The organism is Polyangium fumosum (assembly GCF_005144585.1).
Lineage (GTDB): Bacteria > Myxococcota_A > Polyangia > Polyangiales > Polyangiaceae > Polyangium > Polyangium fumosum.
On the sequence record NZ_SSMQ01000080.1, the window covers coordinates 1 to 16,459 of the forward strand.

The following is a 16,459-nucleotide window of genomic DNA, read 5'->3' on the forward strand; positions in this document are numbered from 1 at the left end:
GGGTCCCGGTCTACGTACCCGAGGCACCGGTCTGCGCCACCCGAGCGGATGGGTCGACCCCTCGAGAAGCGAAAAAGTGTCACCCGAGGTCCCGGTCTGAAGTGTCACCCAAGATTCCGGTTGCACACCTCCGGAGGGTCGACGGCACGCCCCAGAGACACGTCCCCGTTCCTCCAAGGCACGGCCTCGTACCTCCGGAGGGTCGACGGCACGCCCCAGAGACACGTCCCCGTTCCTCCAAGGCACGGCCTCGTACCTCCAAGGCACGACCTCGTACCTCCAAGGCACGACCTCGTGTCTCCAAGGCACGACCTCGTGTCTCCGGAGACTTGACGTCGTCTCTTCGGACCATGCTCCCATCTCTCGCACACACGTCCCCGTCGCCCTTGGGCTCGGCCCCCAGGCTTGAAGACACGGCCTCATCGCTGAACTGCGTATCGCGCAGCTCATCGAACCGACGCCAGCGAACCCCCCCATGGTCCTGCCACCGGCCCGCTGGATGGCCGCGCGCCTGTCTCGGTTGGCAACGTCGCTGCCGGTCTTGACCGGGCCTGTTCGATGAACTGCGCATTGCGCAGTTCATCGATCTTGGGTCCAGCCCCTGGCTGGTCCGGGTCCAGGGGCGGACAGCCCCGGTGGGGCCTGGGGCAAAGCCCCAGCTCCGCGGCTTCGACCCGAAAGGACGCCGGGTTCGTCCCTGGAATGCGCCTTCCGCGTTTGGCGTTTCGCGCCCCCATGCGACGCCCGCGTGACGCCATCCTTCTGCTTGCGGTGTTTCTTTTCGTCCTCGGCCTCGGCGCCTTTGCTGCCGCTGCGCCGCCGGAAGCAAAAGAATCCAAAGGCACCGTAACCCTTCCGTTATCACGGTGGCGAGCCCTCGAAGACGACGTCGCCGCCCCCGCGCCTCCACATCCTGCCGCCGAGGGCGTCTCCTGGGTCGCGCGGCGTATCGAAGGCCGCTTCCGCAAAGGCCTCTGGACGGGCCGCCTCGTCGCCCGCTTCGACGTCCTGCCCGGCGGCTCGGTCCGCGTCCCTGTCCTCGATCATCGCGCCGTCCTCGGCGAGGTCACGCTCGACGGCGAGCCGGCTGCGTTGCTCGAAGACGGCGAGCGATATGCCCTCCCGCTCGATCGCGCCGGCCGTCATGAGCTCACCGTCGATTTCCACTGGGGCCGCGAGACCGAGCGGTTCACCCGCACGCTCGACCTCAGGCTCCCCGAGGGCGGCCCCGTCGCGCTCGAGGCCCGCATTGCCGAGCGTGGCATCACGCCGACCCTCGCCGGCGGCGCGCTCGCCTCGTTTACCGAGCAAGGCGGCGATACCGTCGTCACGGGCCACCTCGATGGCAGCGGCGAGCTTCGATTGTCCTGGAAACAGAGCAAGTCGAGCGAGCCCCGCGGCGAGGCCCGCATCGAGGCCCGCGAGCACACGCTCTTCCGCGTCAGCGAGGCCCTCGTCACCGGCCAGAGCCGGATCGATCTCCACGTCCTCGAAGGCGAGACCGACACGATCCGCCTCTCCTTGCCGCCCGGCGTGGAGGTCCTTCGTGTCGAGGGCGACGCTGTCCTGCAATGGCATCCGCTCGCGACCGAAAAGGAGGGCCGCGTCCTCGTCGTCCTTCTCCGCCACCTCGTCACCGACGAGGCGCGGATTCGTGTCGATTTTCAGCTCGCGAACCAGCCGCAGGCGCCCATCGAGCTCGTGATGCCCCTGCCGAGCGCGCCCATTCCCACCGTGGGCTCGCTCGGCGTGCTCGGTCCGCCTGGATTGCGCCTGGATCCGCGCAGCGTCGAGGCCGCCGAGCGCCTCGCCCCGCGCGAGATCCCCGAGGAGCTCCAGGCGCTCGGCACGGGCCCCGTGCTCTTCGGTTATCGCTTCGACAAACCGCCGCGCATCGTCCTCTCGGCCTCGCCTTTGCCCGAGCTCGAGCTCGCGCGCACGGTCGTGGACGAGCTCTCGGCCTCCACGGTCGTCCTCGGCGACGGCACCGAACGCACGAAGGTCGCGCTCCGCATTCGCAATGACGGCCGGCAATACGTCGAGCTCGCCTTGCCCGAGGGCGCGCGTCCGTTGCGCTCGTTCATCGACGGCCGCGAGGTGCGTCCCGCCCTGCTCGGCCAGCGCCTCCTTTTGCCGCTCCGCCAGAGTGAACGCCTCGCCGCCGACCAGACGCGTATCCACACCGTGCGCGCCGGCGAGACCCTGAGCGACGTCGCGAACCTCTATTACGCCGACCCCTCCGCCTGGCAGCGGATCTCTGCGAAGAACCGCGCCGTCATCCCGGAGAACGGCTCCCTCGTCGCAGGCACGCGCCTCGAAATTCCCCCCGCGGCCGAGGCCACGAAGGAGGCCTTTTTCGTCATCGAGGTCGCCTACGAGCGCCCGCTCCACGCGCTCGGCGCGTTTGGAATGGAGAAACTCCGCCTCCCGGGCCTCGACGTCGACACCACGAAGGCCGTCTGGCACGTCTATTTCCCGTCCTCGCACGAGCCGCTCGAATTCCGGGGCAACCTCCGCCAGGCGTCCCGCATCAAATACGACCCGTTTCGCCGGCTGCAATGGTACTTGCAATCGGCGCTCGGCGTCTCGACCGCGTCGGCGGGCGGATACGAGAACATCCTCCAGAAGCGCCGCGCCATCTACAACGACGAGGCCACGGGCGGCGGTGAGCCTTTTGCCGCGCTGACCGAGTTCCCCCTCGTCGGCGAGCGCTACCGCTTCCGCCGGATCCTCGTCGGCCGCGAGATCCCTGAGATCACTGTCGTGTACGCGTCGAACGGCCTGCTCTCCTGGGTCCGGCACGGCGCGCTCGCGGCGGCGTTCGTCGCGGCGGTCTTCGCGCTCCGGCGCCGGGGACGCGCGCCTCTCCTCGCGCTCGTCGCCACGCTCGTGCTCCTCCTCTGCCTCGCCCATTTCGTCCCCAGCATTCACCGCCGCATCTTGTGGGGCCTCGATTTCGCGCTTTTCATCGTACTCGCGCGCCGCGCTTGGCCCCGCGTCCGCCGCCTCGCGCGCGCCTTCGCCCGCGCGCCTTGGCTCTTCGCCCGGATGATCACCGCCCGCAGGCTCATCGCCGCCGCGGGTTTTTCCTGGCTCCTCGGCGAGCTCGCCGCGCACCCGATGCTCCTCTCCCTGGCCGCGCTCCTGTCCTTGTCCGCCGCGTGGTTCCGCCTGCGGATCCTCGCGGAGCGGCGGAGGTCTCGTCATGCAACGTAATCGAACCGCTGCGTTTTTCGCGCTCCTCCTGCTCGTGCTCTCGTCCTTCGTGGCCACACACGCCGCGGCCGAGGAGGGCGAGGAAGAACAGGCGTCGGAAGAGGCCCAAGGCTCCGAAGGCGAGGGCAACGAGGAAGGGAAGGGGAGCGAGGGGGGGGCGGGCGAATCAAAAAAGCCCGAGGCCCCCACTTCGCAATTCGATGAGGTGATGAAGCTCAACGCGCCCCCCAAGGCCAAGGCCGAGGGCGAGGCGAAGGCCGAGGGGACCGAAGCCGCGCCCGCCGCGGAGGGCGGCACGGCCACGGTTCCGCTCGCCGAATACAGCGAGCTCGCCCGCCGCGCCGCGCGTGTCCGGAAAAACCGCGCGACGTTCGCGGGGGCGCCCGTGGTCCTCGGCGCCGCGTCGTACGAAGGCGAGGTCGAAGGCGGCGTGCTCGCGCTGCGGGAAAAACTCGTCGTCACGCTCGCCGGCGACGGCCTCAAATTCGTGCCGCTCGTGGGCGACGACGTCGCGCTCGTCTCGGCCACCGCGAACGGCGAGCCCATCGGCGTCACGCGCAGGCCCGGATACCACGTTTGGGTCACGGATCAAAAAGGCGTCGTGACGGTCGAGCTCTCCTTGCTCGTGGGCCCGCGCGGCGGCCGTGGATCCATCGAATACGCATTTCGATCCGCGCGCACGCCGAGCACCCGCGTCGCCATTCGCCTCCCCTCGGAGGGCCTCTCGCCTCGCTTCGACGGCGCCGTCGTGAGCGAGGTCCGCGCCGAGCGCGGCGGCACGACCGCGCGCGCCACGCTCGCGCCGACGACCGAGATCCGCGTCGTCGGCTTCCGGGACGTCGGCGGCGCCCCGGCCCCGGGCGCCGCGCGCGCCGTCGCCGAGACCGTCTCGCTCCTCAGCATCGACGAGCGCGCCGTCGAGCTCTTCACGGTCGTCCGCTACACCATTCTCCGCGGCGCCATGCAATCGTTCGAGGTCGCGCTGCCCGAGGGCGTCGAGGTCGTCTCCGCCGAGGGCGAAGGCGCCTTCCATTCCACGACCGAACGCAAAGACGACGGAATCCTCCTCCGCGGCGAGACCGCCTTCCCGATCGAGGGCACGTACGAGCTCTCGCTCCGCCTTCGCCTGCGCGGCGGCCCCGACAAGAATCGCGCGATGGTCCGCCTCCCGCATTGCATCGGCGTCGAGCGCGAGCACGGATGGCTCGCCGTCGAGGTCCCGGGCAAGCTCCGCATCCGCGCGACCTCGCGCGAAGGCCTCGTCGCCGTCGCCGTCCCCGAGCTTCCGACCGAGGCGCGCGCGAGCGCGGTGAGCCCGATCCTCGAAGCGTATCGGTATCACGCGGCGTCGCCCGCGCTCGGCCTCTCCGTCGAGCGTTTGCCCGAACAGGAGCTCGAAGAGGGCGCGATCGACGTCGTCGAGGCCACGAGCGTCCTCGCGGCCGAAGGCAAGCTCGTCACGGATCTCCGTGTCGTCCTGCGCAATGCCTCGCGCCCGAGCCTCGCGCTCGGATTGCCCCCGAACACCGAGGTTCGCGCCGTCCGCCAGGGCGGCGAGCCCGCGCGGCCGAGCCGCAGCGAAGACGGAAAACTCCTCCTACCGTTGCAACGCTCGCGCGGGGCCGATCACGAGGAGCCCATCACGCTCGACATCGTCCTCGAATCGAGCCTGCCCCCGCTCGGCCTCTTCGGCGCCCCGGAGCTCGCGCTCCCCACGCTCGACCTCGGCGCCGCGGCGTGGCGGTGGCGGCTTCATTTGCCGGCCCACAACGAATACATGGACCTCCGGACCGACGTCCCCGCCGAGGTCTACGCGGGCGCGGCGAGCTGGCACAAGCCGCCCCATTTGAAGCGCGCGGTGCGCTGGAACGAGACGGGAGAAGGCGAGGAGCGCGCGGCCCCCGCCGTCGCGCCCACGTGGACCGAGCTCATCGCCGCGAGCACCGAGAAATTGCACGTGCGGTACTGGGTCGGACCCGGCACCGTCGTCCGCGCCCGCGTCCCATTTGTCCGGGCGTATCTCCTGCTGCCGCTGAAGTTCGCCTTCGTGCTCGCCCTCTTCGCGGGTGTCGGCTCGTTCCTGTACCGGCGCGCCGGGCGCAATCGCGCCGCCGCGGGAAAACCACGGGCCTCGCTCGTCGAGCTCGCCGTGCGTTTGCCCGGGCGCATCAAGGCCTTCTGGAAACGACAGACATTTTCGCGACCCCTCGCCGTGCGCCTGGTATTGCTCTCGCTCGGCTTCCTCGGGGTTGCCGGCTTCTTCGTGGATCGCTTCGGCAAGCTCGTGCGGGCGATTCTCGTGGATTCCGGCTGAGCACGTCGGTCTTCCTCGCGCCCGGCGGCGACCGCCGTTCCCTTCGAATCCATCCCGGACCAGCCGTGGCCGGCAGTTTTCACGAAACGAGAGGCTTGTGTCGCGATGGCCCGAAAACGCGCGGCGGAGGCGCGGCGGGCGGAATGACGGACGGCCGGGGGAGACCTCGGCCGGACTTGCTCAGCGGAATCGGATCGACGGCGGGGGGCTGTCGTGCTCGTCGTCGAGGAACCACTCGATCCACGGCATCGCGGCCTGCTCCGAGGCGAAGAGCTTCGTCGGCACGGCGGGCTTCGAGACCGTGATCACGAAGTTGCCGATCATGTTGCTGACCGGCGAGCTGCCCGTGATCACCGCGACGCATTTGCAGACGGCCGGGACGTCGGGGCTCACCCAGAACTTGCGTACGGAGTGATCGGCGCCGCGCAGGCCCCGCTCGTCCACGAGCAGGGGACGCGGCTCGCCGCCGCCGAGCTTTTTGGCCGCCTCGAAATCCTCCTCGGCGTCTTGCAGCGTGTATTCCGCGCCGTCCTTCGTCACCTTTTTGACGAACCCGCGCGGATCGTACGATAGCACGGCCCCTCGCGTCTCTATCTCGACCGGAACGTCGCTCGAAACCATTATGAACTTCTCCTGGGAGCCTCGGCCTTCTGTGCCTTGCGGTTCATCGAGAGCGCAATGCCGCTCTTCAGCGTGCTGCACGTCCTGACACCGGGCAAATCGAGCCCCATGTCGACGAGGGTCTTCGCCACTTCGGCGCGCAGGCCCGTGAGGACCACGTCCACGCCGAGCAGGCGCGCCGCGTGCGCCGCGCGGACGAGCGCGCTCGCCACGTCCGCGTCCACCACGGGCACCGCCGTGATGTCGAGGATCGCGACGCGCGGCTGGATCGCCGCGATGCCTCGCAAGAGGGATTCGAGCACCTGATCCGCCCGCTCTCGGTCGAGCGTGCCCACGAGCGGCATGACCACGATCTCGTCGGTGATCGGGATGAGCGGCGTGCTCATCGTCCGGATGAGATCGTTCTTCGCGCGGATCGCCTCCTCGAGGCGCATGCGCTCTTCCTCGGCGCGCTTCCGGTCCGTGATGTCGCGGAGCACGCACACGAACCCCTCGCTCGTGCTGCCGCTCTGGAGCGGCGAGGACGACACCGAGGCCTCGAGGACCGCGCCCGACTTCGTCAAGCACTGCATCTCGTGCCCGTGGAGCGCGAGGATTTGCGCGGGATCGAGCTCCTCCAGGAAGAGCGTGCTCACGGGCTTGCCGACGAGCTCCCGATCGGTGAAGCCGAGCAGCTCCGTCGTCGCGCGGTTCACGGTCCGGACGAGGCCTGATGCGTCGACCACGACGAGCGCGTCCGCCATCGAGGCGAAGACGCTGTCGAGGTACGCGCGCGAGACCGTCGAGCTTTGCAGCTCCTCGCGCAGCATGTTCAGGCCCGCGGCGATCCCGTCGAGTTTGTCGTGTCCCGGGCTGATGGCGGCGCGCGCCTCGAAGTTCAGCGCGGCGAGCTGCACGACCACGTTCGTCAGCGTGGCGATCCGCTCGTCCTCGGTCTTGCGCTCCGAGAGGACCTTGCTCCCGAGGGCCTCGATCTCGCGGAGGATCTCGCCGATGAGCCCGCCGCGCTCGCGGCTCGGGAACACGAGATCCCCGGCGCGCAGGCGGCGCAGCATGGTCACGGCCTCGCGTAGACCGGCGTCGCTCGGCGGCCCCGCGCTCGGGGGCGGCCAATCTCGTCGTCCGTCGTCACGATCGTCTGTTCCCATCGGTGTCTGGCGGGGACCGAGCTGCTCGACGCGGAGCATATACCGACACCGCGGCCCTTGGCTAGCCGCGCCTCACCCGGGCCGCGATCCGCTTACGCGCGCGGCGAAGGCTGCGAGCGAGAGCACCTCGCCGAGGAACGGGCGCGTCACGTCGACGAACGACATCAGGTTCGAGGGGGAGTCTGACGCACCAATCCTCGGCCAGGGCGGCGGGGGCTTCTGGAACGTACCGTCCGGCAGGCGCATGTGCGAGCGGTCCGAGGCGAACGTCCGGGTGAAGAGATCGGCCTCTACGACGCGGAACGAGGGCAGGTACGGCGCCGGAACGCTGGGGTGGAAGCACTGCTCTAGCCACGTGATCGCGGGCAGGGGTGTGCCGAGGGTGCAGTCCACGTCCCAGATCTCCAGGGGATCCCAGGTCAAGAGGACGACGTGGTAATCCCAGACGATGGGTTTGCCCCGGCCAGCCTTCTGGGACCACATCGGGCAGGCGCGCTCGGCGTTCGAGACGAACACCACGTCGCGCTTCCTGTCCACGAGCGCCGGCTCCTGGCAAAGCTGCCAGACGTTCTCTTCGCAATAAAAGGGCTGCCGCAGGAGGCGCGGCGCCCGGAGTTCCTCGCGCGGATCCGCGCGTCGTTTCATGGCAAGGCCTCGAAGGCAATCATCGTAACCCGGACGGGCTTGGATGCGGAAGGCCGAACGACGGGTCGGTCCACGCCCACGCCCACGCCCACGCCCACGCCCACGCGCGCGCGAAAGCGCGTTCCGTGCGCGCGGCCTGCCGTGCTAGCGTGGCGGGCGATGGCCGCCCCGCCCCTGCCGCTGCCGATTGCGGCGCTCGTCCGACGCGCGCGCAACGCCACGGATCCGACAAGGAAACACCTCGCGTCGTATTACGCCTGGGAGGCGAGCATCCGCCTCACGGTGGCGGCCGAGCCGCCCGCGGACGTGAGCGCGCTCGGCATGCCCTCCACGGGCCACTGGGTGAAGGCCATGCCGCCGCGGCCGGGGAGCCTCACGGATCCGGCGCTCCTCGCGCTGCACGCGCTGCTCGCGGAGGTCGGGACCGACCAGCGGCAGGCGCCGAAATCGACGAACGCGCAGAAGCTCCTCGCGCTCCTGCCGGCGTACCGCAACAAGGTCATCGGACACGGCTCGACGCGGAACGACGCCTTCAATCAAGAGGCGGCGCGGGTCTTCCTCGAAGCGATCGAGCCCGCGTGGCGCGCCGGCGTGTTTTTCCCGACGGACAGCGTGCTCGTGTTCGTGGAGAAGGTGGAGATCGGCGCCGGGGGCGACCGAAAGGCGCAAATCGTGCGGCTCGAAGGCCTCGCCTCCGAGCGCGAGGGCGAGGCGCAGGCGGCGGAGGACGTGCGGCCGGGCCGGGTGTACCTGCGCAAGGACGGCCATTTCGCGTCGCTCCACCCGTGGGTGCTCTTCGAGGGCGGCGAGGAGCGGGAGCGCGCGCTCTTCTTCAATGGATATCGCAACGCGGCCGAGTACCTCGATTACGCGAGCGGCGAGGTGGTGAAGAGCAAGGCGCTCGCGGCCGCGTTCCCCTCGCTCGACGCGGACGTCGCGGCGCTCGTGGGCGGTGGGGACAACCGCCCGCCCGGGCCGTCGATCCGCAAGACGCCCGCGCCGCGCCCGACCGAAGGGGAAGGGGAGGCGGAGGAAAAAGCCGCTGCGGGCGAGGTCGTGGCGGCCGTGAGCCAGGAGAAACCCGTTGTGGTCCCAAAGGCCTCGCGGCCCGCGTGGCTTTTCCCGGCGATCGGGGCCCTGGCATTGTCGCTCGGCGGGGCCGGGGTTTGGCTCGGTACGAAGGGCTCTTCGGGGACGAACCCGCCCAAGGGCGCCGTGGCGAGCGCGGCCGTGGCCGCGGCCGACGAGGAGGACATCCCGAGGATCTCGCAGGACCCGGCCGTGCAGGCGGAGTTCCGGCGGGCGATCGAGAGCCTGCTCAAGGCGGACGTGTACGGCGCGGAGGCGGCGCTGCTCTCGGTGCGCGACAAGGCGCCGCGCGAGCCGTGGCCGCACGTGGGGCTCGGCATGACGGCCGCCCTGCAGAACCATTACGAGGACTCGACCCGGGAGTTCGACGAGGCGGTCGCGGCCGCTCGTGGGACCACCGGCCGCGACGCGGAGCTCATCGCGATCCTCGGCATGTCGGACGAGGACGCCGCGAAGGGCCTCGCGGCATGGGAGACGTTCAAGGCCAAGCACCCGAAGTTTTTCCTCGGGCACCTGCTCGTCGCGTATTACTTCATGCCCTATGGCACGGTGCCCGAGGGCATCGCGCGATTCGAGGCGGCGCGCGCGATCGACGGTCGGCACGCGCTCACCCACGTCCTCGCCGCGACGCATTACATGGATGCGGGGAAGTTCCCCGATGCGCTCTCCGAGGCGGGCAAAGCGTTCGATTTGCAGGGCGCTTCCCCGTGGATTATCGCGCTGCGCGGGATGGTGCGGATGCGCATGGGCGATACCGCCGCCGCGAGGGTCGATCTCGAACAGGCGATCGCCCGACGGGGTCCGTTCGCCGCGCACGTGACGTACGCGTTCGCGCTCTTGACCACGGGGAAAGCCGAGGACGAGGCGCTCTTTGCCCGCGAGCGGCAAACCCTGCTCGACACGAAAAACGTCGAGGATCGGCTGGCCTTCATGTGCACCCACCCGCTCGTGCTCCTGCGCGAAGGGCGCGCGCGGGAGGCGGACGCCTTGATCGAAGAGGCCGTCACGTTCGCCGTGGAGAAAGGCAAACAAGGCACCCTCGTCCGCTGCGTGCTCTTGCCGGCCTATGCCGACGTGGTGCTCGGCCGCTTCGACCAGGCCGAGGCGAAATTCGCGAAGCTCTCGCGGATATGGGAGGGCTTCGGCCTCGCGAAGACCGACGAGGAGCGGGCCAAGATCATGCTGAAGGGCCTGAAGGGCATGCTCGCGCTGGAAAAAGGCGACGTCGCCCGCGCCGAGACCGAGCTCGCCGAATTGAAGCGCCTCGCGGCCGGTGGCAATGAAGAGCTCGGGTATGCCGTCGCCGTCGCGCGGAAGGAGGACGTCGTCATCCCGGACGCGCCCGAGGCGCGCGGCAAGTTCCCCCAGTTTCGCCGGAGGCACCTCCAGGCCCGCACCTTCGAGCTGCGCGGCAAGCTCGAGGAGGCCGAGCGCGTATACGAAAAGATCCTCGGCGAGCGCGAGAAATGCGCGAAACGCGTGTTCGACATGCACCTGCTCTGCGGGCCCTACGTCGCCGACGGCCTCGTCCGGCTCGCGGAGCTCCAGCAAAAGCGGGGCGCGCACGCGGAGGCGCGCTCGACGCTCGACGCGCTCGCCGCGTTCTGGCCGCGGGCGGACGCCGATCTGGCGCCCTTCAAGCGCGCGGCCGAGGTGCGGAAGAAGCTCCCCCCGGCCAAGTGAGCGTATTGACGCGCGGGCGCGTCAATACGCGCAGAGCGGGTCGTGGGGAGGGCAGTGTTTTTTCGGTTTGCCCCCGTCTTTCCCGGGCGTCGCGCCCCGCGCCGGCGCGTCGCTGTCGACGCCGCCGACGAAACCCTCGGCGTCTTCGGGCTTGGCCTCCCCTCGCGGGATCGGCTTCGGCGGCCTCTGGAGCTCGATCCTGCGGGCGTCGTCGTCTCCCAGGCGCAGCGCCACGAGGTCCATCGATACGAGCGCGCCGCAGCCCGCGGGCGGCGTCGTCGCATTCGCCTCGCCCTTTGCGCAGGCCGCCGCGTCGCCGGCCTTTTCCACCGTCGCGCCGGACGCCTCGGCCACCTCGAAGGCGCCGACCGTGTAGGCGCGGACGACGTGCGTCGCCTCTTTGCACGCTTGCGTGGCCTCAGGGCTCGCGGTCGCGCCGACGAACGTGAATCGCCCCGCCTGCGCCACCTTCACGTGGACCACGCGGCCGCCGCCCATGACGACGCCGAGCCGGCCCTTGCCGAGCGGCACCTCGCGCGTGACGTCCGCCTCGCTCGACAAGGTGAACGAACCCTCCTCGGGCGCGGCCGTGTACTGCGCCGAGGCGCGGAGCTCGCACGCCGGGACGACCACGAGCTTGCACCCTTCGAGCTTCACGGCGACGGGCCCTTCTTCGAGCCGCTTCTCCAGCGCCTCGCGCTCGGCGGCGGGCATCGCCACGGCGCGCTGGCGCGCGGGTTCGTCCGGGAGCGGGCTGCACGCGGCCTCCTCCGCGTGCGGCGGCCCCATCGGCGCGGGCGCGGCGTGCTCCTGCGCCGCGCCGCACCCGGCGAGGAGGACGAGGGGAATCGTGGCGACGAGGAGCGAGAAGATCCGCACAGGCGGACCGTATCAGGGCCCGCGCGGCGGCTCAAGGCCGACTCAATACGCGGGGCAGGACAAGAACATGGTGGCAGGGGAGGTGAACGCCTCGTCGCCGGTGATGCGGATTCGCCTTTTTTGGGTTTCCGGGCAGGCCGAGACGAGCTCCGGGTTTCCCACGGGCGGCGATGCCGTGGCGTCGACGTAACACCATCGGTGGACGGGATTCCCCTGGGCGAGCGGCGGATCGGAGACGTCCTCCTGGCAAGCCGTCCGTGCCGTGCCCTCCTCGGCCTGCATGACCATGCAGAAGCAATCCCACTGCGCGCTCGCCGCGAGGGGATCGCTCTGGATGCGGGGGAGGAGCGAGGCGTGCTCCGGCGGGATGGCGAGCCGTCCCTTCGTCGAATCACACGTGCACATGCCGCCTTGCACGTTCCGCGCCTCGATCAGCACGCACGGCAGGCCGCCTTCCTCGTCGGTTTCGAGGCTCCGGGGCAGGCAGGCCTCGTCGAAGCTCGTCGTCATTTGCTCGCGGAGCGCCGCGAGGGCCGGGCGATACCCGGCGCTGGGCCCACCCGTCGTCTCGATGCTGGCCGGACAAACCGAGGCCACGACGGCCTGCTCTTCGAGGCCTCGCAGCACCGCGAGCTGCCGGAGGCTGGGATACGCCTTCGCGCGGACCTGCAACGTGGGCGCGCCGCCGCTCGCCGGATTGCCCGCGCAGAGGGGACTGTCGTTCTCGGTCGCCTTGCAATCACAAGCGGCGAGGTTTTCGTCGGTGCAGTCGCGCTCCTGCCCCGCCGGCAGAGGGAAAATGCACGCGTATTGCAGGTCGTCGCCGGCGATCGTCCGCTCGTGCCCGTTGATCGGGTTTTCCGCTGGCGCATTGGCGTCGACCAGGACGTCGCCCGTGATCGGGTTCGTCCCCGCGCGCTTCGCGACGGACTCGATCATCAGCGGATCGAGCGGCTGCAGGGGGATCGTGGGGTCCCCGAGGATCACGTTCCAGGTCGTGGCGCCGGTCGCGTCGATCGGCGCCGCGAGCTCCGCCGCGTCCTTCAAGCCCTTTCCGAGGTCCGACGGATCCCGGGCGACGTCCTGCCAGGGCACGCCGACGATCCCGGCGAGGAAGACATGACGTGGTTCGCGGGTTTGTCGGGTGTCGTCATTTGGATCGGGGTCCGTGAAGAGGGGGTTCGGGACGATGTTCCCCGCGCGGTCCTGGATTTCGGGCGACGTGAAGGCCTGCACGTATCGATCGACCGGATAGAGGAAATCAATGCCGAAGCGGCGTTTCTGATCCCAGCACCGGAGGTTGGGGTCGTCCTCCTCGGGCGTGAGCCGCGCGGGGTTGCCGTCGGGGCCTTCACACGTGGGATCTGCGGGGCAACTGCCCGGGTCCTGGCCGCAGGATTTGCAACACGGATCGCGCGGATCGAGCGCGCATTCCTTCCGCGCGCGCGGAAGCCGCACGTCCGTCCCGTCGTCCTGTTTTCCCATTCCGACGTAATAAAACTGCCCGTATTCCTTGATGGAGCAATCGTTCTCGTCGGAGAGCATCACGATCGCGAGCATCGAGTCGGGCCGCAGGAAGGCCGCGCGTTGCTGGAGGAGCGCCGTGTCCTCGCCCTCGGGCGTCGCGCGGTGGTTGATGACGGAGATCGACGCGTAGGGCTCGGGATCGACGAGGAAACGGTACACGCTTTCGAGCTGCGATTCGTATTCGCAGCCGAGCGGCCCAACGCCGGCCACCATGTCCCGCAAGGACCCGCCGAGCGCGACGAGGTCGTGTTCACCGGCCGGCGTGAGCGATTGCGTCGGATCCCAGGCCAGAAAACCCCGGTTTTCATGGGTCGGCGCCGCGGCATCGCCGCAGGGATCGAGGCGCGCGACAAGGTGGCCTTTGTCGTTGTTCGTCGTGTTCGCCTTGCCCGCGCACGCTTTTTCGTCGGGCACGAGGTCGGGGCAACTGTCTGCGCCGTGGCCGCCGAGGCTCGAGCTGAGCACGCCGATATGGATGTCGAGCACGGGAGGCATCACGCGCCGGGTGCCCGCCGGGCAAAGATCGAGAGGATGCTCCGGCTGCTGCATGGCCGTGATGCCTTTGTCATCCACGCAAGGCGGGTTCACGAGGCCGAGGACGAGGTCGGGCACCGCGCTCGCGAGCAGGGCTTGTTTGTCGGCCATCGAGCGCGAATTGTCGAGCGCGAGCAGGAGGTCGATCTTTTCAATGGGGGACGCCGCGAGCCGAGCGATCCAGGGTTCGGAGGGGCAGTCCGGCCCTTCGCATGCGACGGGCGTCACCGCGTCGACGCAACCGACGAGGCCGGACGCGACGAGGAGGAAGGAAGGCGCGACGAAAGCGAGCGAGGTACGGGAAGGGCGAGACCGCATATGTCCTCCGCGGGCGCCGTGGGCCGGTCATTCGACCCACGGCAAACCTGGATGGTGTGGCAATCGATATGCCAACCCGCGGAGGCGGTCCGGCGAGGACTATCGGCCGCGGCGCCGCGCGCCCCGGAGCGCAGCGAGCGCGAGGAGCCCGAACGCCGCGGTCGCGCCGCCCGCAGGAGCCGTTTGTCCCGGCACGGAGCAATCGCAGCTCCCGGACTCGCCGACACCGCCGTCGCTGCCGCCCGCGGCCGCGCCGCCCGCACCGCCGGCACCACCTGCGTCACCACCCGCGTCACCGCCTGCGCCCCCTGCGCCGCCCGCGCCGCCCGCGCCGCCTGCGCCCCCTGCGCCGCCCGCGCCGCCGCCGCCCGCGTACTGGACGAGCTTCGATTGCGAGAACGACTCCGTCACGAGCGGTTTGTTGGGGCAAACCTCGAAGCCGTAGCCCCACTTCGCCTTGAGGAAGTAACCCGCGAGCTGCGGCGCGCTCTTCACTTCGAGGTCGAGCGTCACCGATTTCGTCTTGCCGGCCGGCAGATCCCCGACCGGCACGCCGGCCGTGAGCTTCGCGCCGTCAACGGGGTTGCCAGAGGCGTCACCGGGGGTGCCGTCGACCGCGAACGACACGATGCCGAGGCTCGCATCCAGCGGGAGCGAAAAGTCGATCTGCTCGGCCGCGACGTCGCCGTTGTTTGCGAGGATCGCCGTGACCGTGAAGGTGTCGCCGAGCGAGACCGAGCTCGGCGCGTCGATGACGCTGCTCGCCACGCCCTTGAAATTCGGCGCATTCACGTCGATGGAGAACGCCGCGAGGATCGGGGCATACGAGTCGCCCGTCGTGAGCGTGCGGATGACGGCCGAGCTCTGCCCATTCTGGAGCTGCTCGTCCACCGAGCTCAAGGGCACCGTGGTCACGTCCCAGCCCTGGCGGCCGCCGCTCACGTTCTTGCCGCCGGCCGCGTCCTGGTTCCGATCGCCGAACGTGCCCTGCGTGTCGAGGTTGCCGTCTCCGTCGTTGATCTGCGAGCTGAAGAAATTGTCCGAGGGATTGTTCGGCCCCGAAAGGTTCTTGAACGGCCCGGCCGCCGTGGGCGCGATGCGGAGCTGATCGCCGACGAAGTTCGCGTCGCCCTCGATCGCGCTCACGATGACGGCGCCCTCGACGACGCCCGCCGGCGGCGCGCAGAAGCCGCTCACCGTGTAGTCCTGGGTCGTGTTCTCATCGACGAACGAGCCGCCCACGAAGATGCTGAGGTTGCGCATGGGGACGCCCTCGTCGCGGTAGGCGACGACGAGCGTCCAGCCCGCGGCGCTCAAGTTGTTGATCGCGGTCGTCTGCGTGGCCGGGACGCCGGAGACCTCGTACGTGCCCTTGCCCGCCTGCTTGACGAAATCCGTCACGTCCGCCGAGCGCATGTAATAACGGACCGCGAAGCCCGAGGCGGCCGTCTCGTTCATCGTGAGCGCCGTCGCGGGGTCGGGCGTGACCATCATCGTCGCGCCGTTTGCCGCGATGGTGACGGCGGTCTCGAGCATCGACGTGACGTTCTCCCCACCATAGTCGTAGCTGCCGCCCCAGAGCAGCTCCGCGTAGAGCACCTCGGCCTCGGGGAGCGTGAGCACGGCGCTCGACCCATTCATCTTCCAGTCCGCTGTGGTGCCCATCGGCCAGGGGTTCTGCGGGTCCGTGGGGGGCTCGTCGACCGTATTGCCGAGGGAGGTGAACGTGCCGATGGAGTCGCGCTCTCCCGGGCCGTTCGCATTGGTGGCCTTGCTCAGGCCGAGCGCGTTGCCCGTGCCAGCGATTCCGCCCGGCACCGTCGCGGTGAAGCGGAGCTGTTGCGCGGACGCGGACGACGCAGGGGCGAGCGCCGCGCAGGTGAATGCAAGGAGGAGAGGTGCACGAAGCTTCATGGAACCATGGCTAACCCGGGGGCGCGTGAGGGTCAAATCCTGTATTCTAGCGTCGAGCGGCATGCAGACCCGGACGACGTACGGCGTTAGCGAGATGATCATCGAGCCGCCGGACACGGTCGTGATCAAGCCGCGTGGGGACTTCGACGGCGCGATCGCGGCCGCGATGATGGAGGCGCTCGTCACCTGGGCGCGAGATCGCCCCTTTGTGCTCCTGCGCATGGATCTGACGTACGTCGGAGCGATCTCGCCGGCGGCGCGGCACGCGCTCACTTCGAACGGGCACCGGCTGCCGCCGCGCGCGCTCGCGATCCACGGCGGGAGTTTCACGGTGCGCGTGCTCTCGCAGATGATGGACCGGGCGAGCTGGCTCCGCGGCAGTCGCAATCGCTGGGTATGGCATGCGCCCGACGAGGCGACCGCGCGGGCGTGGCTCGACGAGAAACGGAAGGTGCTCGCGGCGGGCGTCCGTCCCGCCGAACGGTAATGGCTGGCATCCCGCTTGCCCCAGCCAGGACGGAGCGAGGTTCGGCTGTGCAAATGGGAACCAGGTGGGCGACGCCGGGCAGGA

10 protein-coding genes are annotated in these 16,459 nt (G+C 69.8%); 4 read left to right on the forward strand and 6 right to left on the reverse strand.

What is annotated here, in order from left to right:
• The first annotated feature begins 735 nt into the window (after positions 1 to 735).
• Both E8A74_RS43795 and E8A74_RS43800 read left to right on the forward strand, forming a co-directional pair.
• Positions 736 to 3,216, forward strand: a complete 2,481-nt coding sequence (locus E8A74_RS43795) for a LysM peptidoglycan-binding domain-containing protein (protein WP_136935110.1) — start codon at positions 736 to 738, stop codon at positions 3,214 to 3,216.
• A complete protein-coding gene (locus tag E8A74_RS43800) occupies positions 3,206 to 5,530 on the forward strand; it encodes a hypothetical protein (protein WP_136935111.1) in 2,325 nt (774 codons plus the stop codon). The genes E8A74_RS43795 and E8A74_RS43800 overlap by 11 nt, the downstream gene beginning before the upstream one ends.
• 180 nt (positions 5,531 to 5,710) lie before the next feature.
• Here the strand turns inward: E8A74_RS43800 and E8A74_RS43805 are convergent, their stop codons facing one another.
• The 3 genes from E8A74_RS43805 to E8A74_RS43815 all read right to left on the reverse strand — a co-directional run bounded on the left by E8A74_RS43805 (position 5,711) and on the right by E8A74_RS43815 (position 7,944).
• Positions 5,711 to 6,106, reverse strand: a complete 396-nt coding sequence (locus tag E8A74_RS43805) for a DUF7793 family protein (RefSeq protein WP_136935112.1) — start codon at positions 6,104 to 6,106, stop codon at positions 5,711 to 5,713.
• Between the two features lie 44 nt (positions 6,107 to 6,150).
• Positions 6,151 to 7,299, reverse strand: a complete 1,149-nt coding sequence (locus E8A74_RS43810; protein WP_170229836.1) for a PAS domain S-box protein — start codon at positions 7,297 to 7,299, stop codon at positions 6,151 to 6,153.
• A 72-nt stretch (positions 7,300 to 7,371) separates the two neighbouring features.
• A complete protein-coding gene (locus E8A74_RS43815) occupies positions 7,372 to 7,944 on the reverse strand; it encodes a protein N-terminal glutamine amidohydrolase (protein ID WP_136935114.1) in 573 nt (190 codons plus the stop codon).
• 159 nt (positions 7,945 to 8,103) lie between these two features.
• Between E8A74_RS43815 and E8A74_RS43820 the strand changes: the two genes are divergently transcribed.
• Complete coding sequence (locus E8A74_RS43820; protein ID WP_136935115.1) at positions 8,104 to 10,716, forward strand: tetratricopeptide repeat protein; 2,613 nt, start codon at positions 8,104 to 8,106, stop codon at positions 10,714 to 10,716.
• Positions 10,717 to 10,737: 21 nt separating this feature from the next.
• Here E8A74_RS43820 and E8A74_RS43825 read toward each other — a convergent pair whose 3' ends face one another.
• From E8A74_RS43825 to E8A74_RS43835, 3 genes are all read right to left on the reverse strand, one after another.
• A complete protein-coding gene (locus E8A74_RS43825; RefSeq protein WP_136935116.1) occupies positions 10,738 to 11,595 on the reverse strand; it encodes a hypothetical protein in 858 nt (285 codons plus the stop codon).
• A 42-nt stretch (positions 11,596 to 11,637) separates the two neighbouring features.
• A complete protein-coding gene (locus E8A74_RS43830; protein ID WP_136935117.1) occupies positions 11,638 to 13,974 on the reverse strand; it encodes a hypothetical protein in 2,337 nt (778 codons plus the stop codon).
• 99 nt (positions 13,975 to 14,073) lie between these two features.
• Positions 14,074 to 15,888 (reverse strand): MYXO-CTERM sorting domain-containing protein, encoded by a 1,815-nt coding sequence (locus E8A74_RS43835; RefSeq protein ID WP_136935118.1) that lies wholly within the window; start codon positions 15,886 to 15,888, stop codon positions 14,074 to 14,076.
• A 61-nt stretch (positions 15,889 to 15,949) separates the two neighbouring features.
• Here E8A74_RS43835 and E8A74_RS43840 point away from each other — a divergent pair, with 61 nt between their 5' ends.
• Entirely contained in the window at positions 15,950 to 16,375 is a 426-nt protein-coding gene (locus tag E8A74_RS43840; RefSeq protein ID WP_136935119.1) for a hypothetical protein, read from the forward strand.
• Positions 16,376 to 16,459 lie beyond the last annotated feature (84 nt).